Raw genomic sequence first — 21,691 nt, 5'->3', positions numbered from 1 at the left:
AAAAAAGAACACAACCCAAGCGATGAAGGTCTTTCCCATCGCGCAACAGAAAGGAAAAAAACAATGCAGCTTTCTGAAACGCACGTACAGATCCGTGACGTCGCCCGCCGTTTTGCCGACCAGGCGATCCGTCCGCTGGCCGAAAAACTCGATCACGACGAAAGTTTTCCCGCCGCGCTGTACCGCCAAATGGGTGAGCTGGGCCTGTTCGGTATCACCGTGCCCGAGGCGTTCGGTGGGACTGGCCTCGACACCACCGCCTATGCGCTGGTGATGGAAGAGTTGTCGCGCGGCTATGCCTCGGTCGCCGACCAGTGCGGCCTGCTGGAACTCATTGGCACTTTGCTGTCGGTTCACGGCAGCGCCGAGCAGCGAGAGCGTTTTCTGCCGTCGCTGCTGAGTGCACAGAAACATCCGGCGTACTGCATCACCGAGGCGCAAGCCGGTTCAGATGTGTCGGGTATCCGCACCACGGCGGTTCGCACGGAGAACGGTTGGTTGCTCAACGGTTCGAAGTTGTGGATTCACAACGCGCCGGTGGCGGATCTGGCGTTCGTCCTGGCGCGCACCGACCCGGAAGCAGGCAAGCGCGGCATGAGCATTTTCATCGTGGATTGCCACCTGCCGGGCGTCTCCAAAGGCCCCAAAGAACACAAGATGGGGCAACGCGCGTCGCAGGTCGGCGGCTTGAACTTCGATAACGTCGAACTGCCGTCCGATGCCCTGCTCGGCGTGGAAGGCCGTGGTTTCCACATCATGATGAGTGCTCTGGACAAAGGTCGGGTCGGCATCGCCTCGCTCGCCGTCGGCATTGCACAGGCAGGTCTCGAAGCAGCGCTGGAGTACGTGCCGCAGCGCAAACAGTTCGGCATGCCCGTTGCGCAAAACCAGGGTTTGCAGTGGATTCTGGCGGACATGGCCAAGGATATTCGCGCAGCACGCTTGCTGGTACTCGATGCGGCGGATCGTCTGGACCGCGCTGACAACGCCACGATTGCCTGTTCAATGGCCAAGTGTTTCGCGGCGGACATCGCCGTTGCGCACACCGCGAATGCCGTGCAGCTATTTGGCGGCAGCGGCTTTATCCGTGGTTTTGAAGTCGAGCGTCTGTACCGTGACGCCAAGATCACCCAGATCTATGAAGGCACCAACCAGATCCAGCGCACGATCATCGCCCGTGAGCTGTTCAACCACGGAGCACGCACATGACGCCGCGTCCTACCGCGCTGGTCACCGGCGCACGCGGTGGCATCGGCCGTGCCATTGCAGTGGGTCTGGCGCAAGCCGGTTTTGATCTGGCTGTGGTGGATTTACAGGTCGATGAGGCTCTGCTGGAAACTGTACGACTGGCGGCCGACCTGGGTGCCAACGCCGTTGCGATGGCCGGTGACATCTCGGTCATCGAGCAGCATGAAACGCTGCTGGACGCAGCACAGGCAGCGATCGGCCCGCTGTCTTGCCTGGTCAACAATGCCGGGGTTTCGGTGCTGTCACGAGGCGACTTGCTGGAGGTCAGCCCGCAAAGTTTTGATCGCTGTCATCAGGTAAACACCCGGGGCACCTTCTTCCTGACTCAGGCGTTCGCCCTACGCTTACGGCGGCAAACACCGTCCGAACAGCATCGCTGCATCATCACCATCACCTCCTCCAACGTGCACGCGGTTTCGATCTTGCGCGGCGAATACGGCATTTCCAAGGCCGGATTGTCCATGGCTTCGCGACTGTTCGCCGTGCGCCTGGCTGATGAAGGCATTGGCGTCTACGAGGTGCAGCCGGGACTGATCGCCACCGAGATGACAGCACCCTCCAAGACGCGCTACGACACTGAAATCGAACGAGGCCTGACGGCCATCAAACGCTGGGGGCAGCCCGAAGATGTCGCGCGGGTCGTCACCACCATGGCGACGGGTGGGTTGCCCTACACCGTCGGCCAAGCAGTGCCGGTGGACGGTGGCCTGCTGATTCCCAAGTTCTAATCTGCCAAGAGACAAGCACATGCCTTTAACAATCGACCTGTTGACCTCTGACGCGGACCGTTCGCTGCAGAAATACACCTTGATTGGCGAGCCGCTACTGCCACCGGCCAAGCCTTTGCCCGCCAACCGAATCGCGTTGTCCGCCGCGCACGTCGTCGCTGATCCGTTCAGCGCGAACCAGCCCGGTACCAAAGCCGCCATCGATTGGGAACAAACCCTTCACTATCGACGTTACCTTTTGCAGCAAGGTTTAGGCATTGCAGAGGCGATGGACACCGCCCAGCGCGGAATGGGCCTCGATTGGCCAACGGCGCTGGAACTGATCCAGCGCACGCTCGAAGAATCCCGCGACATCAAGCATGCAGTGATTTTTTCCGGCTGCGGTACTGATCAGTTGGCAGCAAGCGATGCCAACAGCCTTGACGATGTGCTCAAGGCATACGATGAACAGCACAACGCAATCGATAAGCTCGACGGGCGCATCATTCTCATGGCCAGCCGCGCCTTGGCCAAGGTTGCCAAAGGTCCGAAAGACTACAAAAAGGTTTATGGCCAAGTGCTGTCCGATGCTCGGGAGCCGGTGATTTTGCATTGGCTGGGCGACATGTTCGACCCCGCCTTGACAGGCTATTGGGGCAGTCAGAAGTATGAGGAGGCCTTGGATACCTGCCTTGAAATCATTCACGAGCATGCCGACAAGGTCGACGGGATCAAAATCTCGTTGCTCGACAAAGAGAAGGAAATCCTCCTACGTCGACGTTTGCCCGACTCGGTGAAGATGTACACCGGCGACGACTTCAACTACCCGGAACTGATCGTCGGCGATGAGCAAGGTTTTTCCCACGCCTTGCTGGGTATCTTCGATGCCATTGCACCGGCCGCCTCCCACGCACTGGCGGCATTGGCCGAAGGTGACCTGGCTCGTTACTACGCACTCCTCAATCCTACCGTGCCACTGGCGCGATTGATTTTCAGCAGCCCCACCCAGTATTACAAAACCGGTGTGGTGTTCCTGGCCTACCTCAATGGCCACCAGGAACACTTCATCATGCTCGGTGGCCAGCAAGCCATGCGGCCCCTGCCCTACTTCTGCGAGATTTTCCGCCTCGCCGACCAGGCCGGACTGCTCAGCGACCCGGCACTGGCCGTGGCCCGGATGAAAACCTTCCTTGGGCTCTATGGCGTAGGCGCTTGAGGCTGTCCGCGGAGCGCCGCGAAGGCTGCGCTGCGCAACCGAATCCTCGGCCATCGTGGAGAATTGAATGTCATACCGCTCGCTGGAAAACCACCTCGATCGCTGTTCGATCAACACCGCCACCCTCGGCCATCGTCTGCCCATCGAGCAGACCCTGGACCTCATCGCCCGCACGGGATTCGGCTATGTCGCCCCGTGGCGCAGGGATATGCAGGGCCGCACCCCCGACCAGATTCGCCGGCACTTGCGCGACGCCGGACTCAAGGTCAATGCCTATTGCCGCTCCACCTTCATTCCGGCAGCCACGCGCCAGGGCTTCGACGCCGCCATTGCGGACAACTTGCGGGCCATTGAGGAAGCTGCCGAATTGCAAGCGCAGTCTTTCATCATGGTGGTCGGCAGCTTGCCCGATGGCTCTCGGGACCTGTCGGCCGCACGGGATCAAGTAGCCGAAGGCCTGGCCCTTCTGCTTGAACATGCCAGACAGCATCAGGTTTCACTGGCGCTGGAACCCCTGCACCCGATGTATGCGGCGGACCGCTCCTGCCTGTCGACGCTGGAACAGGCACTAGACCTGTGCGAGATACTGGAGCCGGGAAACTACCAACGCCTTGGCGTCGCCGTGGACGTTTACCACTGTTGGTGGGACCCCAAACTGCACGAGCAGATACAACGCGCCGGCGCGCAAAAGCGAATCCTGGGCCTGCATCTGTCCGACTGGCTGGTGCCCACCCGGGACCTGCTGCTCGATCGCGGCATGATGGGCGATGGTGTGATTGATCTGCGCGGCATTCGCCAACAGGTTGAAGCAGCCGGTTATGACGGCGCCGTCGAAGTGGAAATTTTTTCCCGTGATACCTGGTGGAAACGCGACGAGGCCGAAGTCCTGCACACCTGCGCCGAACGTTTGCAAAGCTGCTGCTAAACGTCGTGCACCCTCGATAACAATAAAAAGAGAGATGCTCCCATGCCCCATCAATACCGCTGGCAAATCTGCGCGCTGTTGTTTTTCGCCACCACCATCAATTACCTCGACCGTCAGGTTCTCGGCCTGCTCAAGCCGTTGCTGGAGCAACAGTTTCACTGGAGCGAGACGGACTACAGCTATCTGGTCATTGTCTTCCAAGCAAGCTACGCAGGTGGCTTGCTGGTCTTCGGCAAACTGATCGACCGTCTGGGCACCAAGCTCGGTTATGGCTTGTGCATCACGGTCTGGAGCATCGCGGCGATCGGCCATGCAGCGGCGCACTCCGCCTTGAGCTTCATGTACATGCGGGCGCTGCTGGGACTTGGGGAATCCGGCAACTTCCCGGCGGCGATCAAAGCCGTGTCCGAGTGGTTCCCGAAAAAAGAGCGGGCCCTGGCGGTCGGCATTCTCACCTCCGGGACCAGCGTCGGGGCGATTCTGGCACCCGCCTGCGTGCCCTGGCTCGCCGCCACTTACGGTTGGGAGTCGGCGTTTGTCATTACCGGCCTGACCGGCTTTGTCTGGCTGGTTTTCTGGAAGATTTTTTACCACTCCCCCACCGCACACCCACGGATCAGTGCCAGAGAGCGGGCCTACATCAATCAGGGTGCTCAGGTTGAACCCGTCGACAAGGTCAAATGGGCCGATCTGCTGAAGCTGCGCTCGACCTGGGTGTTCGTCACCGGCAAGTTCCTCACCGATCCGATCTGGTGGTTCATGTTGTTCTGGTTGCCGTCCTACTTCTCCAGTCGCTTCGAACTCGACCTCAAACACCTCGGCCTGCCGCTGATGATCGTTTACTGCGCAACATCCATCGGTAGCGTGGGGGGTGGCTGGATATCGTCGAGAATGATCAGCGCCGGGTGGTCGACACGAAAAGCTCGCAACAGCGCAATGCTGATCATGGCAGTATTGGTTTTACCGATTGGACTCTCAAGCTACGTCGACAACATGTGGGTCATGGTCGGCCTGCTGAGCCTGGCGGCGGCTGCGCATCAGGGATGGTCAGCCAACCTGTTCACCACCGTGGCGGACAATTTCCCACGCTCGCAAGTCGCCTCGGTCATGGGCATCGGTGGCACGGCGGGATCTGTGGGCGGGATGATCTTTCCATTCATCGTCGGCCTGGTTCTGGAGCACTACAAAACAATGGAGAATCTCACCCTCGGCTATAACCTGATCTTCATGGTGTGCGCGAGTTCTTACCTGACCGCATGGATAATCATGCGGCTCATGGGCAGTGGTGGCGCGTCCGTGCTTCAAGAACCTGTGAAAACCTGATATCCGGGCTTTCGCCGAACCACGAGGCTTTGCGCCTCGTGGACCTCAGACTCATTACAGGCCAACGAACGTCCCTCACATGATCAACGAGAACAAAGGCATACAGTCCGTCGAACGCGCGATGATGATTCTTGAGACCATCGCGGCGGCAGATGGCGAAATCCGCTTGGTAGACCTTGCGGGGCAATCGGGCTTGCACAAAAGTACCTTGCACGGATTGCTCAATACCCTGGCCGCCATGGGCTACATCGCCCGTCGCGGCACTCACTACGCCCTGGGCTTACGTTTGCGGGAGATCGCGCAGCCGTTGAACGACGCTGATGCGTTACTGCGCGAAGCCTTCGCCCCTGCGCTACGCACGCTAGCTGAACGCACTGGCGAAACCTGTTTTCTCGCGGCACCTTGTGGCACTCGCGAATACTTCTACATGGACGCCCTTGAAGGTACCGGCAGCCTGCGCGTTGCCAGTCCGCGCGGGCGCCGCGCGGGACTGACCACTTCGGCCATTGGCAAGATATTCCTGGCATTCGACGAAGACTTGCGCCGCAGTTTGCGCCGAGCGCAATTGCTACCGATAGAACTGGAGAATGAATTGGCCAGCATCGTCATAGATGGCTATGCATTGGACCTGGAAGAAGCCGAGGCCGGGCTCAATTGCGTAGCGCTACCCCTACGCTTGCAAGGTCGGGTAGTCGCGGCACTCGGCGTAGCGGCACCGGCATCGCGCTTGCCCAAAAATGCGCTGCACAAGGTGGCGACCCAAGCCATGCGAGAAATGTTCGACATGCTCAAACTTTAGTCGCCAATGGCCTGGCGCATATTCCCCTGAAAAGCAATCATCGGGATCATTGGGACTCTGTCGTTTTACTCAATGGAGTCCCGAATGTTTGAGCAACTGTCCCTGGAAGTGATCAACCGTGCAAAAGCGCTGGCGCGTGATCAAGGCTTCGCCGTTTGCATCAGCGTGGTCGACGATGCCGGACTTCTGCGCCATTTCGTCCGAATGGATAACGCCGTACCAGGCGCCATCGACGTTTCGCTGAAAAAAGCGCGCACTGCGGCATTGTTCCGCACCGACAGTGCGCAACTGGGTGTGGAGGCGCAACCGGGTGGAGCCATCTACTCGCTGGAAGCCACCAACGGTGGGCTGATCAGCTTTGGTGGTGGCGTGGTGTTGCACGATGACCAGGGCCAGGCCATCGGTGCCGTAGGCGTCGCCGGTGCCACCGTCGAGGCCGATCAAGTGATCGCCCTGCAGGCCGTAGGCCGTCCATGAATCAGTTAAAGCAACGTATTCATCCAGGCGTGCTGGCATTGGCGGTGACAGCCTTTGCTATCGGTATGGCTGAGTTTATTGTCGTGGGAGTTCTTCCTGCTATCGCCTCTGACCTCGACGTACCACTGGCGCGGGCGGGCAGCCTGGTCGGGTTGTACGCGCTGGCGCTGGCCATAGGTACGCCATTGATGGTGCTGGCTTTGGCACGGCTGCCGCGAAAGCCGGTGTTGTTGACGCTGATTGCTCTATTTCTGGGCGGGAACCTGCTGGCCGCACTGTCCACCGATTATCCCTCGCTGTTGGCAGGACGCGTTGTGACAGCACTCGCGCATGGCAGTTTTTTTGCTATCGGTGCCACCGTCGCCGCCAGCCTGGCGCCGAAGGGACAATCAAGTAAAGCCATCGCAGCGATGTTCGCCGGCCTGACGCTAGCCATGGTTGTCGGTGTACCGCTCGGCAGTTTCCTGGGCAACGGCATGGGCTGGCGACTGCCGTTTTATGCCGTCGCGTTGTTGGCCGCAGCGGCCCTGGTGGCTACCGCACTATGGCTGCCTAACGTGCCAACGCCACCCTCGGGAAAGGCGTTGACTCAACTGGCGGCACTCGGGCATCCAGCCATTCTGGCGATGATGGCAGTGACCGTATTGGGCTTCGGTGCAAGCTTCGCCGCGTTCACCTTTATCACGCCGATCCTCACCGACATCAGCGGTTTTTCCACCGAAACCGCCAATCTGCTCTTGGTCGTATTCGGCATCGCGACACTGGCGGGCAATCTCGGCGGCGGCCGGCTAGCGGCCGCAATTGGCTGGCAACCTGCACTGCGCATTATCTTCGTAATGCTGGCATTGATACTGGCCGCTGTCGCGCTCTTGCTGCCCTATCAAATGCCCATGGTCGTGATGCTGTTTTTCTGGGGAGCACTGGCTTTCGGCCTGTCACCTGCAGCCCAGTCGGGGATGCTGGCCACCGCTGAGCGTTTCACCCCACAAGCCATAGCGTTCGCCTCGGCACTGAACATCTCGGCATTCAACCTAGGCATCGCCTTGGGAGAAACCAGCGGCAGTGCCCTGGTCAACAACGGGCATATCGCCCTCACACCGTGGGCGGGCGTTGTGACGGTCATCGTTGCGCAGTTACCGCTGGTTTGGCTGGTGTCGCGCAACCGTAGAGATCAGCGCCATGTACGCAGGAGTTCGACTGTCGGTTAAGGCAATTTTTTGAAGCTGCCAGACCGACAGTATTGGCCTGATTCACTTTTCAGATGATCAACTCCACCCACCTTTGATGGGGCGTCAGTCATCCATCAAATCCCTCTCTTACAAAGGTGAAATACATGAATGAAGTCCGTGTCTCAATTGCCATTGAACGTCCCATTGAACAAGTCTGGTCACTTCTGGGCGGCTTTGATTGGCTGCCCCGTTGGCTCAGTGTCATCGTGAGCAGCACCCTCAGCGACGGAGGGCGCCTACGCCATCTGAAAACGGCTGACGGCGCAATCATTGTTGAGCGCTTGCTAACGTTTGACGAAGATCAAAAGCAATACACCTACGCCCTTCTTGAGGGCCCTTCACCGGTCATTGATTACGTTGGCACGATGTCGGCCAAAAGTGATGGCCAAGGCAGCACACTGGTTTCTTGGTCCAGTACCTTTTTGGTCAAGGATGCAGATGAGGCTGAGGTCACTCGGCTTTTTGAGAACCTGTACTGCGAAGGTCTGGAACACCTGAAAAACATCATCGAGTCCACAAACTGACGATGGCGACTGGGGTGATGTCTGCACCGGCGAGTTGCAGGACATCACTCCGGGCTGGGTTGGATCCACGCTACCCAATCCATTTCCGATCATTCCCTTTGATGGCAGTGATTATCTATTAAAAATTTCCTGACTTTTCGTGTACATACTGCTGAAAAACAAACAAAAAAAGCCGAAGCCCTTAAAAGGCTTCGGCTGTTTCTATCGGTCTATTGTCAACACCACGACTTCAAGAGCTCGAAGGCGCCCGTGCCTTACTAGCCACTCCGCCCAACGGACCTTGACTGGTCTGCAGTTGTCCTTTCGGCACGCGCAACGTCCAAAGCAGGTAAACCCCCACCAGCCCCGCCGCCGCCAGCGACAACATCCCGGCACGTGGATCAGTGAACCAGACCTCCATGTTGGCCTTGAGCATGGGCGCGACGAAGCCGCCGATGTTGCCCATAGACCCGATCAGGGCAATGCCGCCTGCCGCAGCGACCCCACCGAGGTAACCGGTAGGCAGCGTCCAGAACAGCGGTTGAACCGTCACGAAACCGGCGGCTGAGAAACAAAAAGCCAGCAGTACCGGAGCGAAGCTGTTGAGCAAGGCCGAAGCCGCAATACCTAGGGCTGCCATGCCCAGCATGCACATCGCCATTTTCAGATGAGCCCCATGCCGGTCGGCATAACGCGTCACAAAGTACATGGCGATGGCGGCGCACAGCCATGGCAGTGAAATGAACATGCCCACCTCTAAACCGACCTTGGTCCCCAGCAGCTCCGCAATTCGGGTTGGCAGATAAAAGATCACTCCGTACACACTGACCTGAACGCTGAAGTAGATCAGGATGAACTTGAGCACGCGCTTGTTGCGCATCAGGCCCATCAGGTTGTTCGGGCCATGGGCCAGTTTGAGCTTGTCTTCGGCTTCGAGCTCCTGGCTCAGGGCGGCCTTCTCCTCGCGGGTCAGCCAAGGCGCATCCTGTGGCTTACTCTTGAGGTAAAACAGCGCAATGATCCCCACGACGACAGCCGCCAGGCCTTCCACCAGGAACATCCACTGCCAGTTGGTCAGGTTGAACATGTCGTGCATTTCCAGCAACCAGCCCGACAGCGGACTGCCCAGCATCAGAGCCATTGGCAAGCCGAAATAGTAGATGCCGATGGCCTGGCCACGACGCTGAGCCGGAAACCAGTACGTCAGGTACAGGATGACACCTGGGGAAAAGCCCGCTTCGGCAACACCGAGCAGAAAACGCAGTACGTAAAACGTCGTTTCATCCCGGGTGAACATCATGGCGGCGGATACCAACCCCCAGGTGATCATGATTCGGCTCAGCCAAAGCCGCGCGCCGATCCGGTGCAACATTAAGTTGCTGGGGACTTCAAAGATCGCATAACCGATAAAGAAAATACCCGCGCCCAGGGCGAAGGCGGCATTGCTCAAGCCGATATCGGCCTGTAGTGCCGCCTTGGCGAAGCCGACGTTGGAGCGATCGAGCATAGCCAAGGCGAACATCAATGCCAGGAACGGCAACAGCTTCCACCTGCATTTGGCGATGGCGCTCTCGATGGCTGCCTCGTGATCCGGTCTTGTTGTATTTTTGCTCATCATTTGTGTGCCTTATTATTATTGTCCAGCGACCACTGTTTTTATCTGCCAGGAACCTCTGGCAGGTAAATCAGTGGAGTGATTTACCTGCCACCAGGCCGCGAGCAGCCAGGTTGCCCATCAATGCACGCAGGCCAAACGTCCAGGGTGTGGCGTGATTGCTGTAGGTAACGCGATTGTGCAGCGTGCCCAGCAACGGGCTGCCGATGCTGACGCTATCGCCCTGCTTGTGAGTGAAACCGCTACCCTGCTCTTCACGATCCTGTGTCGGAGCAAACAGGGTGCCCAGAAACAGCATGAAGCCATCCGGGTACTGGTGATTGCTGCTTACAGTCTGCGCTACCAGCTCCAGCGGATCGCGGCTAATCTGCTCCATCGAACTGCTGCCGCGCAGGATGAAACCGTCATCACCTTCGACGACCAGATCGACCACGCAGCGGCGCACATCATCCAGAGAAAAGCCTTCGTCGAACAGGCGAATAAACGGGCCGATCGCACAAGACGCATTGTTGTCCTTGGCCTTGCTCAACAGTAATGCGCTGCGGCCTTCGAAGTCGCGCAAATTGACGTCGTTGCCCAGCGTTGCACCGAGTATCCGGCCATGGCTGTTCACCGCCAGGACGATTTCCGGTTCAGGGTTGTTCCATCTGGACTCGGGATGAATACCGACCTCGTTGCCGCTGCCGACGGAAGCGAGAACCGGCGCCTTGGTGAATATCTCGGCATCCGGGCCGATCCCCACTTCCAGGTATTGCGACCACAACCCCTGCCCGATCAACGCCGCCTTTAGCCGCGCCGCTTCGCTCGAACCCGGTTTGATCGAACGCAGGTTATCGCCGATAGCCGCCTTGACCACGTTGCGCACGCTCTCGGCCTTGACCGCATCACCACCGGCCTGCTCTTCAATCACGCGCTCGATCATACTGGAAGCGAATGTCACACCGGCGGCTTTGATCACTTGCAGGTCAGCCGGAGGCAACAAGAACGCTTTGTCGGGGTCGGAGCCCATTCCCGTGTTGGCCAACAATTCGTCAACACTGCCAATGTATCGACCCCGAGCGCCGCGAACAGCCTCGAGCGGTGACGGGCTCTCAAGCAGATCGCTCAATGTCGCAAACTCCTGCGACACATCAAACACGCCATCGGCGCGCAGTACCACTGGCGATGGGCCTGCGGCCTCCCCCGGCACCCAGGCGCGACCGATCAGCGTGCCTTCCAGGCCATCGATCGGGAGGGTGTTTTTACCAGTCAAACTCAGCTTGGGCATATACAGATCCAGGTCAATTCGGTAACGACCGGGCAAAGCTAGTGGACTTGATTGATAAATCCCAATGACATATTTTCAGCATTTGATATCGTTTCGTTATCGATCAGATGTGAGCGAGTTATGGAAAACGACGAGATTTCATACGCCAGCGTCAGCAAATGGCTCAAGATCAAGCACCTGATGCTGGTCGATACGCTGGCCCGGACCCGCAACATGCACACCACCGCCGAGCTGATGAATCTGACTCAGCCCGCCATCAGCAAGATGTTGCGCGACATCGAACTGTTGCTCGGCTTTGCCTTGTTCGAACGGCAGACCCGCAGCATGGTCCTGACCGAGCTCGGCGAGTTCGTGGTCCGCTATGCGCGGATGACCCTGGACGACACGCAATCTTTCGTCGATCAGCTCAACAAGCTGCGCAAAGGTGGGCATGGTCATTTGAAAGTCGGCGCGATTTTCGCGGCGACCTCGGTCGTGCTGCCCGAGGCGATCACCCGGATCAAGCTGGACCGCCCGATGTTGTCCATCGAAGTGATCGAACAAACCAGCAATCAACTGCTGGAAATGCTCGAGCATAAAAAGCTCGACCTGATCATTGCCCGCTTCACCGACGAGCGTTATCAGCAACCCTTCGAATTTCGCCCACTGGGGCCCGAGCCGTTTTGCCTGGTGGTCAACAGTCGCCATCCCTTAGCGCAGTTCGATGAAGTGGCGACCGACCAGCTCGGCGATTGGCCCTGGGTCATGTACCCCTTCAATGCCCCCATACGGCGACGAATGGAAAAAGCCTTCACCGAGTTCAATGTACGCACGCCCACCAACACGGTCGAAACCATCTCGATGCCGACCTTCCTGCAACTTCTGCAATCGGGGCCGATGCTCGCGATGTTGCCCGAGTCGATGGTCCAGCCCCAGGTCCAGAGCGGTTTGCTCAAAGTGCTAAATACGCCGTTCAAGGTCGAGCCCCAGGACTACGGCATCATCACGCGCAAGGACGAACCGCTGAGCGAAGCTGCACGTGAGTTCGCCGATACCTTGCTGGCGTTCGCCCGATTGCGAAGGGAAGCGGGCGATCGTTGAGCAATTTTTTACGCAAGAAACCTTTAATCAATGAGAAAAGGTTATCGATCAATCCAAACGTCTCATTAGGCAGCCACCTGCGGCGACTCTTATAGTGCAGCAACAAAGGTAAGGCGCGGCCCGTTCGCCAGCGACCTCCCACGCCTCATAGCCAGAGAGTCTGAGATGGAATTGATCATGAAAACCGGTGCAGCCGCCGTGCTGCGCCTCAATCCTCTGGACGATGTATTGATCGCCCGTCGGCCGTTGGCAGTGGGCGATGTACTCGAGCAGGAAGGCGTGACCGTGCGCCAGCCGATACCCGCCGGCCACAAAATCGCCGCACGCCGTGTCGAAGCCGGCCAGCCCTTGCGTCGTTACGGGCAGATCATCGGTTTTGCCACAGAGATTGTCGACGCCGGCGAACACGTGCATGTGCACAACCTGACCATGGGCGATTTTGCCCGTGACTATGCATTCAGCGTGGATGTGAAAGCCGCCAGCCCCTTGAATGAAGAGCCCGTGTTCATGGGGATTGTGCGCCAGGACGGTCGAGTCGCGACGCGCAACTACATCGGTATCCTGACCTCGGTCAATTGCTCGGCCACCGTGGCCCGCGCCGTTGCCGACCATTTTCGTCGGGACATCAATCCTGCCGCGCTACTGACGTACCCCAACATCGACGGCGTAGTCGCCCTCACCCATTCCGCCGGTTGCGCCGTCGACCCCGCCGGTGAAGGCCTGGCCTTACTGCGCCGAACACTGGCTGGTTACGCCACCCATGCCAACTTCGCCGCCGTGCTGGTCATCGGGCTGGGCTGCGAAACCAACCAGATCGAAGGACTGCTCAGCACCCAGGGCCTGAGTCGTAGCGCTACTCTGCGTACTTTCAGCATTCAGGACAGTGGCGGCACCGCCAAAGCAGTCGCCAGCGGCATCGCCGAGGTCAAGGCGTTGCTTGAGGAGGCCAACCAGGTCAAGCGCGAGCCCGTGAGTGCCAGGCATCTCGTGATTGGATTGCAATGCGGCGGCTCTGATGGTTATTCCGGTATCACCGCCAATCCGGCTCTGGGCAATGCCGTGGATCGCCTGGTCGCCTGTGGCGGTACGGCCATCCTTTCCGAAACCCCGGAAATTTATGGGGCCGAACACCTGCTCACCCGTCGGGCGATCAACCGCGCCGTCGGTGAAAAACTCATCGCACGGATCCATTGGTGGGAGGCGTATTGCGCGCGCATGGGCGCAGAGCTGAACAACAATCCTTCGGCCGGTAACAAGGTCGGAGGCTTGACCACCATCCTGGAAAAATCCCTGGGTGCCGTGGCCAAGGCAGGCTCCAGTAACCTGGTCGATGTCTATGAGTATGCCCAGGTGGTCAGCGCCAAAGGCCTGGTGTTCATGGACACTCCGGGCTATGACCCGGTATCGGCGACAGGCCAGGTGGCCGGTGGCGCCAACCTGATTGCCTTCACCACCGGACGTGGTTCGGCCTACGGTTGCGCCCCCACGCCATCGATCAAACTGGCGACCAATAGCGCCCTGTGGAACCGCCAGCGCGAAGACATGGACATCAACTGCGGCGAGATCGCCGAAGACACCATGACCATCGAAGAATGCGGTGAAGCCATCTTCAAACTCATGCTGCGCATCGCTTCGGGCGAACGCAGCATGAGCGAGCAGCACGGTTACGGGCAGAACGAATTCGTGCCCTGGCAGATCGGCGCAGTCACCTGAACCTTTCTCTCCTCCCCTATTGCCCTGAAATCCCCGCAAGGCGGATTCGAACATTCTTTTCTGGAGCCAGAAATGACCACGATCATCGGCCACAACTACATCGCCGGTCAGCGCAGCGCTGCCGGCACTATCATCGTCAACAGCGTTGATGCCAGCACCGGCGAAGCCTTGCCTCACGATTTTTACCAGGCCACCCTCGAAGAAGTCGATGCCGCCGCCAAGGCTGCCGCTGCCGCCTACCCGGCCTATCGCAGCCTGAGTGCCGAACGCCGGGCGCAATTTCTCGATGCGATTGCCGATGAACTGGACCTGTTGGGCGATGACTTTGTAGCGCTGGTCTGCCGCGAAACCGCGCTGCCCGCCGCACGCATTCAAGGCGAGCGCGGTCGCACCAGCGGTCAGATGCGCCTGTTCGCCAAAGTACTGCGTCGCGGTGATTTCTATGGGGCGCGGATCGATCAGGCATTGCCTGAGCGCCAACCGTTGCCGCGTCCGGACCTGCGTCAGTACCGCATCGGCCTCGGGCCGGTCGCCGTATTCGGTGCGAGCAACTTTCCGTTGGCATTCTCCACGGCGGGCGGCGACACCGCGTCGGCGTTGGCCGCCGGTTGCCCGGTGGTGTTCAAGGCTCACAGCGGTCACATGGCCACCGCTGAACGGGTGGCCGACGCGATCATTCACGCCGCAGAAAAAACCGGCATGCCGGCCGGGGTGTTCAATATGATCTACGGTGGCGGGGTCGGCGAAGCACTGGTCAAGCATCCGTCAATTCAGGCGGTTGGCTTTACCGGTTCGTTGAAGGGCGGTCGTGCGTTGTGCGACATGGCCGCTGCACGTGCACAGCCGATTCCGGTGTTCGCCGAGATGTCGAGCATCAACCCGGTGATCGTGTTGCCGCAGGCACTGCAAGTTCGCGCCGAATCGGTCGCCCGTGACCTGACCGCTTCGGTGGTTCAGGGTTGCGGTCAGTTCTGCACCAATCCCGGTTTGGTGATCGGTATTCGCTCGCCGCAGTTCCGCGCCTTCGTTCAGCAGGTCGCAGGACTGATCGGCGATCAGCCGGCGCAAACCATGCTTAATGCCGGGACCTTGAGCAGCTATGGCCAAGGCCTGCAAAAACTCCTCGCCCATCCCGGCATTGAGCATCTCGCCGGCAGTCCGCAACAAGGCAATCAGGCTCAGCCGCAACTGTTCAAGGCGGATGTCAGCCTATTGATCAAGGGCGATGAAGTGCTGCTGGAAGAAGTGTTCGGCCCGACCACGGTGTTTGTCGAAGTCGCCGATCAGGCGCAACTCAGCGCCGCGCTGAATGGCCTGCACGGGCAGCTGACGGCGACGATCATTGGCGAACCCTCAGACTTCGAGCAGTTCGGCGAGTTGACGGTATTGCTGGAGCAGAAGGTCGGAAGGATTCTGTTGAACGGTTATCCAACCGGCGTGGAAGTCTGCGATTCGATGGTCCATGGCGGGCCGTATCCGGCAACTTCCGATGCGCGCGGTACGTCGGTCGGCACCTTGGCGATTGACCGCTTCCTGCGCCCGGTGTGTTTCCAGAACTTTCCGGACACCTTGCTGCCTGATGCCCTGAAAGATGCCAACCCCCTGCGTATCTCTCGCCTGGTGAATGGGCAAGCCACTCGCGACGCTCAGTAGTACTAACGACCTCATGAACAAGGAGCCCGTCAGTGGTTCCTTGCTTCACTGGCGCTGTCAATCGTCAGCACGAGAATACCGGTATCATCATGCTTTCCCGCCCCAACGCCGCTACTGTCTTCACACAAGCATAAAGCCCCAGGACAATCAGGGTTCCCAGCCTTTCAGATCAAGAAGTCAATGTGCTAGGCCACCAGCCTCAAGAAATTGTGAACCGTGCTATATCGCTGGCGATCGAGCAAGGCTTCAACATTTGCATCAGCGTGGTCGATGGGTCTACCTGCGTATGGATGATGCCCCGCCGGCACGATCAAGGTGGCGATCAAGAAAGTCCGTACCGCAGCGATCTTCTGCACTGACAGTGCTGAAATCAGTTCAATCAGGGCTTCTTTTAATCGGGATTAAAGATTTGGCTGTTGGCCTGAATTGCGCAGATAGGCCTAGTCGACATCGGGCCGGAGCTCTTCACAGGTAACCGCCCTGCTCGACTCCCGCTCAAGATTGATGGCGAGGCCTGGACCTGCCCGGCGAAAGCCATGGGCGATCTGTTTAAGGTTGCCAGGTGGTACGGGAGACGCCGTTGAAGATCATGAATGCGCCGGAAAGGGCGGTGTGATCACCTGTCCGCAGTGCTGCAAGGGATCGCGTCGGGACATGGCATACAAAGGAGCAGGGCTTTATGTCTAACCAAACGATTGACGGCGTGCCGCGTGAGCTGCTCGGCAAGCTCGCCAAGGCACTGATGATATTCACTGGGCAGTGATAGCGTCCCGAATCTACGGCACAACTACGGCGATGAATGGTGGCTGCCGCTCGATGCTATGCGGGAAGAGCTACGTGCGATGCTGGCAAAGGATTCGCCCTGCGCAAAATCAAAAGGTGATTCATCCGCTCCAGCCCAAAGTAAGCCGGTGGCAACTGTGATCGCCAAAGCCTGGCTTGTTGGGGCACCAAGGGCAGTCGCACTAAACGCGTTCGGACTTGAGTTGGCAGACGGAACACAGCTCTACGTCGAGCAGCCCGCGCCGGTAGCTGATCGCCTGATCGAGCGCCTTGCACAGCGCTTCCCCGATCTTGAAAACATGTACACCGCGGAAGTCTTCGCCGACTGGCTGCGCACCGAACTCAACACCAAGTAACCCACCTTCCAATCAATCCACCCGGCAACGGCGTGGCGAGGTATTCCCATGGCCAACACAACGCTGGCGCCGGCCCTAGAGACCGCGCCGCGTTTCATTCGGGCGAAGCACGCCCCCGCTTATCTCGGAATGTGTTGAGCAGTTTTCGACGAAACCGTACGTCCCGATGTCCGTGAATTCCCTATTGGAAAACAGGGTGTTGCATTCGACCGTCATGAGTTGGACCAGTGGGCAGACGCCTATATCGAACGTATGACAATTGAAAAGCAGGCCAATCAGGACAACAATCCGCCCCGCAGTGGGCGCCAAGGCGCAAAACAATGGCGCGAAAAACAATGTCGGGCCTCTACCAGAGGAACGGAATTTGGCACATCGACAAAGTCGTCAGAGGTAGCCGACTTCAAGAAAGCACTGGAGCAAGCGAGAGGGAAGAAGCCGAGCAGTACCTGATTCACCGACTGGAAAAGCTCAGGCAGGAGAAGATTTACGGTGTGCGCCAGGTTCGCACCTGGCGTGAGGCCGCTACTCGGTTCCTGGTGGAATTCAAGGACCAGGCATCAATTGGCCTTTCCGCCTCTCACATTGAACAGCTTGACCCGTATATAGGTGATCTGCCGATTACGCACATTGATGATGGGACACTGGCCCCATTCGTGCGAGATCGGCAAAAGCCAACGAAGACGGCACAGGGTAAGGTTAAACCTGGCGTCGCAAACAGGACGGTCAATATTGCCCTGCAGCGTGTCGTCAGAATCTTGAACCTGTGCCACCGCAAGTGACGTGACGCGGAAAAGCGGCCATGGCTGGAAAGCGTGCCGATGATATCGATGCTTGAGGAAAGGAAGTCGAGCCGAAAGCCCTACCCAATGTCCTGGGAAGAGCAGGCTCTTTTGTTCCCTGAGCTGCCCGACCACCTCTTGAGGATGGCCCTCTATAAGGTGAACACGGGGTGCAGGGAGCAGGAAGTGTGCAAGTTGCGGTGGGATTGGGAAATACGGGTGCCGGACCTGAACACCAGCGTGTTTCTGATACCTGCCGGATTCGGCGGGCGAAGCGACAAGGCCGGGGTAAAGAACGGCGATGAACGCCTGGTGATTCTTAACAGGGTGGCTATGAACATCATCGATAAACAGCGAGGCCTACACAAAGATCTGGTGTTCGCGTATGGGCAGCCAGATCAGTTCGGGCCAACGGCGATGCATCGAATGAATGACTCGGCCTGGAAGAAAGCCAGGGTGCGCGCAGCGGACAAGTGGGAAAAGACCCACCAATCGCCAGCACACCCCGGATTCAGGTCGATCAGGATTCACGACTTGAAGCACACCTTTGGCAGAAGGTTACGTGCAGCAAGCGTGACGGAGGAAGATCGGAAAGCGTTGTTGGGGCATAAGAACGGCAGCATTACGAGCCACTATTCTACCCCGGAGTTGCAGCACTTGATTGAGGCTGCGAACAAAGTGTCGGCTACTGACTCTCGCGGGCCGGCACTGACCATCTTGAGGAGGAAGTTTGGATGATCCCCCGCAAAAGTCCCTACGCATGAAAAAGCCGAACTGGTTAGAGTTCGGCTAAGTCATTGAATAATATGGTCGGGACGGAGTGATTCGAACACTCGACCCCTAGCACCCCATGCTAGTGCGCTACCGGACTGCGCTACGCCCCGACTAGGCGTGTTACTGGGTTCGCTTCTTAACGAAGCGAACCGGAATATACCGCAAGCTTTTGAAATGTGGAAGTATTTTTAAAGCTTGAATCATTTTTTCAGCACCACCAGTACATCTTCCAATTCGGAGATCATCTGGCGGATCAGTTGCTTGTATTGGGTGGTGTCGTCTTTGGCCTCATCACCGGACATACGCTGGCGTGCGCCGCTGATGGTGAACCCCTGGTCGTACAGCAACGCACGGATCTGTCGGATCATCAGCACGTCCTGGCGCTGATAATACCGACGGTTCCCGGTGCGTTTGACGGGGTTGAGTTGAGGAAACTCCTGCTCCCAATAGCGCAGCACGTGCGGTTTTACCGCACACAGCTCGCTGACTTCACCAATGGTGAAGTAGCGTTTGCCTGGGATGACGGGTAGCTCGTCGTTATGACTTGGTTCCAGCATAAGCCTCAACTCGGGCCTTCAACTTCTGCCCTGGACGAAAGGTGACCACACGGCGAGCCGTGATCGGGATTTCTTCTCCCGTTTTTGGATTGCGGCCAGGCCGCTGGCGTTTGTCTCGCAGGTCAAAATTGCCGAAACCGGACAATTTGACCTGTTCGTTGTCTTCCAGAGCGTGGCGGATCTCTTCAAAAAACAGCTCGACCAATTCCTTGGCCTCGCGCTTGTTCAGACCCAACTCTTCGTACAGACGTTCCGCCATCTCAGCTTTCGTCAAAGCCCCCATACGTCACTTCCTTAACGTGGCGTTCAACCTTTGTTCGAGCGAGGTGAGGATATTTTGCGTCGTGGTATTCACCTCATCGTCATTAAGAGTGCGCGATGGATGCTGCCAGGTCAAGCCAACTGCGAGGCTTTTTCTATGCGGATCAATGCCTTTACCCTGATAGACGTCAAATAGCCTGAGGTCTGTCAGCCATTCCCCTGCATTTTCACGGATTACATCCAGAACTGCAGTGGCGGCGACTTCACGGTCGGCAATCAGGGCCAGGTCGCGGCGCACTTCAGGGAAGCGCGACAACTCGCTGAATTTAGGCATCTTGCCCGACGCAACTTCAGCCAAGACTAGCTCAAACACGAAGACTGGACGGTCCAGCCCCAGGGTTTTCGACAGTTCTGGGTGAATGGCACCGACGAAGCCCACCAGGCGACCTTCACGCTCGATACGTGCAGTCTGGCCCGGGTGCAAGGCTGGGTGGCTGCCCGGTACAAACGTAAAGGCGTCCAGCGCACCGGCGAAGCCCAGCACCGCTTCCACGTCAGCCTTGACGTCGAAGAAGTCCACAACCTCACGGCCTTGTGCCCAGCCTTCCGGCAGACGGCTGCCGCAGACAACACCCGCCAGCATTGGCTCTTGCTTCAAGCCATCGAGTTGGCCGACGAAACGCAAGCCGCTTTCGAACAGACGCACGCGGTCTTGCTGGCGGTTCAGGTTGTGGGAAAGCGCCTTCACCAGGCCCGGCCACAGCGACGAACGCATGGCGGCCATATCGTTGGAGATCGGGTTGGCCAGCAGTAACGGCTCAACGCCAGGGTTGAACAGTTCAAACTGCTTTGGATCGATGAAGCTATAGGTCACGGCTTCCTGATAACCACGGGCCACCAGCAGGCGACGCAGTTCAGGCAGGTGCGCACGCGCTTCGGCCTTGGGTTGCGGTGCCAGGCGTGCCTGCGGATAGCGAACCGGCAGGCGGTTGTAGCCGTACAGACGTGCCAGCTCTTCGATCAGGTCGACTTCCAGGCTGATGTCGAAGCGATGGCTAGGTACTGCAACCTGCCACTGCCCTTCCCCACCCGCAGAAATACCCAGGCCGAGCGCGGACAGCAGTTGCTCGATTTCAGCCGGCTCGATGACCAGGCCGAGCATTTGCTCAACGCTTTTGGCACGCAAGGTGATCGGCGCAATCGACGGCAGGTACTGTTCGCTGACGGTTTCGGTGATCGGGCCGGCTTCGCCACCGGTGATTTCCAGCAGCAGGCCGGTGGCGCGCTCCATGGCTTCACGGGCGAGTTTCCAGTCCACGCCACGCTCGTAGCGGTGCGACGCATCGGTGTGCAGGCCGTAGGAACGGGCCTTGCCAGCGATCGCGATCTGGTCGAAGAACGCGCTTTCAAGGAATACATCACGGGTGGTCGCGGATACACCGCTGTGCTCGCCACCCATCACGCCGGCAATCGCCAGGGCGCGAGCGTGGTCGGCGATCACCAGGGTATCGGCACGCAGGCTGACTTCCTGGCCATCGAGCAGCACCAGCTTCTCGCCCTCTTCGGCCATACGCACGCGGATGCCGCCATTGATTTCGGCAAGATCGAACGCGTGCAACGGCTGGCCCAGTTCAAGCATCACGTAGTTGGTGATGTCGACGGCGGCGTCGATGCTGCGCACGTCGGCACGACGCAGGCGCTCGACCATCCACAGCGGGGTTGGCTTGGACAGGTCGACGTTACGGATCACACGCCCCAGGTAACGCGGGCAAGCGTTGGGCGCCAATACGTCAATCGAGCGGACTTCGTCGTGTACCGCCGGCACGGCAGCAACCACTGGACGGGTGACAGGCGCGTTGTACAGCGCACCCACTTCACGGGCCAGGCCAGCCAGGGACAGGCAGTCGCCGCGGTTGGGGGTCAGGTCGACCTCGATGCTGGCGTCTTCCAGCTCCAGGTAAACACGGATGTCCTGACCCACTGGCGCGTCGGCCGGCAGCTCCATCAGGCCATCATTGCCCTCACCTACTTGCAGCTCGGCCTGGGAGCACAGCATGCCGTTGGATTCAACGCCACGCAGCTTGGCCTTCTTGATCTTGAAGTCGCCCGGCAACTGGGCACCGATCATGGCGAACGGGATCTTCAGGCCCGGGCGCACGTTAGGCGCTCCGCACACGACCTGAAAGGTTTCCGAACCGTTGCTGACCTGGCACACACGCAATTTGTCGGCATCCGGGTGCTGCTCGGCGCTCAACACCTCGCCCACCACCACACCGCTGAAAACACCGGCGGCCGGCGTAACGCTATCGACCTCAAGACCGGCCATCGACAGACGGGCAACCAGCTCGTCGCGATCTACCTGCGGGCTTACCCAGCCACGCAGCCATTGTTCACTGAATTTCATCCTGCTCTCCTAAAGATTCGTT

The 21,691-nt window shown here is 58.8% G+C and carries 18 protein-coding genes, 1 tRNA gene and 1 pseudogene; 14 read left to right on the top strand and 6 right to left on the bottom strand.

Annotation, left to right across the window (positions count from 1 at the left end; translation table 11 throughout):
- Positions 1-63: 63 nt before the first annotated feature.
- From DK871_RS12510 to DK871_RS12470, 9 genes are all read left to right on the top strand, one after another.
- Positions 64-1,209 carry an acyl-CoA dehydrogenase family protein gene (locus tag DK871_RS12510; protein ID WP_161905247.1) on the top strand — a complete coding sequence of 382 codons (1,146 nt, stop codon included), beginning with the start codon at positions 64-66 and terminating at the stop codon, positions 1,207-1,209.
- A complete protein-coding gene (locus DK871_RS12505; protein ID WP_161905246.1) occupies positions 1,206-1,976 on the top strand; it encodes a 3-ketoacyl-ACP reductase in 771 nt (256 codons plus the stop codon). The genes DK871_RS12510 and DK871_RS12505 overlap by 4 nt, the downstream gene beginning before the upstream one ends.
- A 19-nt stretch (positions 1,977-1,995) precedes the next feature.
- On the top strand, positions 1,996-3,171 hold the full coding sequence (locus DK871_RS12500; RefSeq protein ID WP_161905245.1) for a dihydrodipicolinate synthase family protein: 1,176 nt from the start codon (positions 1,996-1,998) through the stop codon (positions 3,169-3,171).
- Positions 3,172-3,238: 67 nt separating this feature from the next.
- Entirely contained in the window at positions 3,239-4,096 is an 858-nt protein-coding gene (locus DK871_RS12495) for a sugar phosphate isomerase/epimerase (protein ID WP_161905244.1), read from the top strand.
- Between the two features lie 42 nt (positions 4,097-4,138).
- Positions 4,139-5,419 (top strand): MFS transporter, encoded by a 1,281-nt coding sequence (locus DK871_RS12490; RefSeq protein WP_161905243.1) that lies wholly within the window; start codon positions 4,139-4,141, stop codon positions 5,417-5,419.
- A 79-nt stretch (positions 5,420-5,498) separates the two neighbouring features.
- Positions 5,499-6,218, top strand: a complete 720-nt coding sequence (locus DK871_RS12485; RefSeq protein ID WP_161905242.1) for an IclR family transcriptional regulator — start codon at positions 5,499-5,501, stop codon at positions 6,216-6,218.
- An 84-nt stretch (positions 6,219-6,302) separates the two neighbouring features.
- Positions 6,303-6,695 carry a heme-binding protein gene (locus tag DK871_RS12480; protein WP_161905241.1) on the top strand — a complete coding sequence of 131 codons (393 nt, stop codon included), beginning with the start codon at positions 6,303-6,305 and terminating at the stop codon, positions 6,693-6,695.
- Positions 6,692-7,903, top strand: coding sequence for an MFS transporter (locus tag DK871_RS12475; protein ID WP_161905240.1), 1,212 nt, complete (start codon positions 6,692-6,694; stop codon positions 7,901-7,903). Before DK871_RS12480 ends, DK871_RS12475 begins: the two co-directional genes overlap by 4 nt.
- 125 nt (positions 7,904-8,028) lie before the next feature.
- A complete protein-coding gene (locus tag DK871_RS12470; protein ID WP_161905239.1) occupies positions 8,029-8,448 on the top strand; it encodes an SRPBCC family protein in 420 nt (139 codons plus the stop codon).
- Between the two features lie 229 nt (positions 8,449-8,677).
- Here the strand turns inward: DK871_RS12470 and DK871_RS12465 are convergent, their stop codons facing one another.
- Both DK871_RS12465 and DK871_RS12460 read right to left on the bottom strand, forming a co-directional pair.
- A complete protein-coding gene (locus DK871_RS12465; protein ID WP_161905238.1) occupies positions 8,678-10,042 on the bottom strand; it encodes an MFS transporter in 1,365 nt (454 codons plus the stop codon).
- Between the two features lie 70 nt (positions 10,043-10,112).
- Entirely contained in the window at positions 10,113-11,309 is a 1,197-nt protein-coding gene (locus DK871_RS12460; RefSeq protein WP_161905237.1) for a fumarylacetoacetate hydrolase family protein, read from the bottom strand.
- Positions 11,310-11,429: 120 nt separating this feature from the next.
- On the opposite strand from DK871_RS12460, the gene DK871_RS12455 reads away from it, so the two are divergent.
- From DK871_RS12455 to DK871_RS12430, 5 genes and pseudogenes are all read left to right on the top strand, one after another.
- Positions 11,430-12,389 carry a LysR family transcriptional regulator gene (locus DK871_RS12455; protein ID WP_161905236.1) on the top strand — a complete coding sequence of 320 codons (960 nt, stop codon included), beginning with the start codon at positions 11,430-11,432 and terminating at the stop codon, positions 12,387-12,389.
- Between the two features lie 165 nt (positions 12,390-12,554).
- Positions 12,555-14,102, top strand: a complete 1,548-nt coding sequence (locus tag DK871_RS12450; RefSeq protein WP_161905235.1) for a UxaA family hydrolase — start codon at positions 12,555-12,557, stop codon at positions 14,100-14,102.
- Positions 14,103-14,174: 72 nt separating this feature from the next.
- Entirely contained in the window at positions 14,175-15,755 is a 1,581-nt protein-coding gene (locus DK871_RS12445; protein ID WP_161905234.1) for an aldehyde dehydrogenase (NADP(+)), read from the top strand.
- An 842-nt stretch (positions 15,756-16,597) separates the two neighbouring features.
- Complete coding sequence (locus DK871_RS12435) at positions 16,598-16,894, top strand: hypothetical protein (protein ID WP_161905233.1); 297 nt, start codon at positions 16,598-16,600, stop codon at positions 16,892-16,894.
- Between the two features lie 320 nt (positions 16,895-17,214).
- Positions 17,215-18,411 (top strand): annotated as a pseudogene (locus DK871_RS12430) (tyrosine-type recombinase/integrase).
- Between the two features lie 69 nt (positions 18,412-18,480).
- Here DK871_RS12430 and DK871_RS12425 read toward each other — a convergent pair.
- The 4 genes from DK871_RS12425 to pheT form a co-directional block, all read right to left on the bottom strand.
- Positions 18,481-18,557: transfer RNA gene (locus tag DK871_RS12425), tRNA-Pro, on the bottom strand.
- A gap of 90 nt (positions 18,558-18,647) precedes the next feature.
- On the bottom strand, positions 18,648-19,004 hold the full coding sequence (locus tag DK871_RS12420) for a MerR family transcriptional regulator (protein WP_003174972.1): 357 nt from the start codon (positions 19,002-19,004) through the stop codon (positions 18,648-18,650).
- Positions 18,985-19,287 (bottom strand): integration host factor subunit alpha, encoded by a 303-nt coding sequence (gene ihfA / locus DK871_RS12415; RefSeq protein ID WP_002553164.1) that lies wholly within the window; start codon positions 19,285-19,287, stop codon positions 18,985-18,987. Before ihfA ends, DK871_RS12420 begins: the two co-directional genes overlap by 20 nt.
- 3 nt (positions 19,288-19,290) lie before the next feature.
- Entirely contained in the window at positions 19,291-21,669 is a 2,379-nt protein-coding gene (pheT, locus tag DK871_RS12410) for a phenylalanine--tRNA ligase subunit beta (RefSeq protein WP_161905232.1), read from the bottom strand.
- Between the last annotated feature and the right edge of the window lie 22 nt (positions 21,670-21,691).

The organism is Pseudomonas sp. L13, assembly GCF_009935965.1.
Classification (GTDB): Bacteria; Pseudomonadota; Gammaproteobacteria; order Pseudomonadales; family Pseudomonadaceae; genus Aquipseudomonas; species Aquipseudomonas lactis.
The sequence above is the reverse complement of the archived record's forward strand: the minus strand, read 5'-3'. Positions and strand labels throughout refer to the sequence as shown.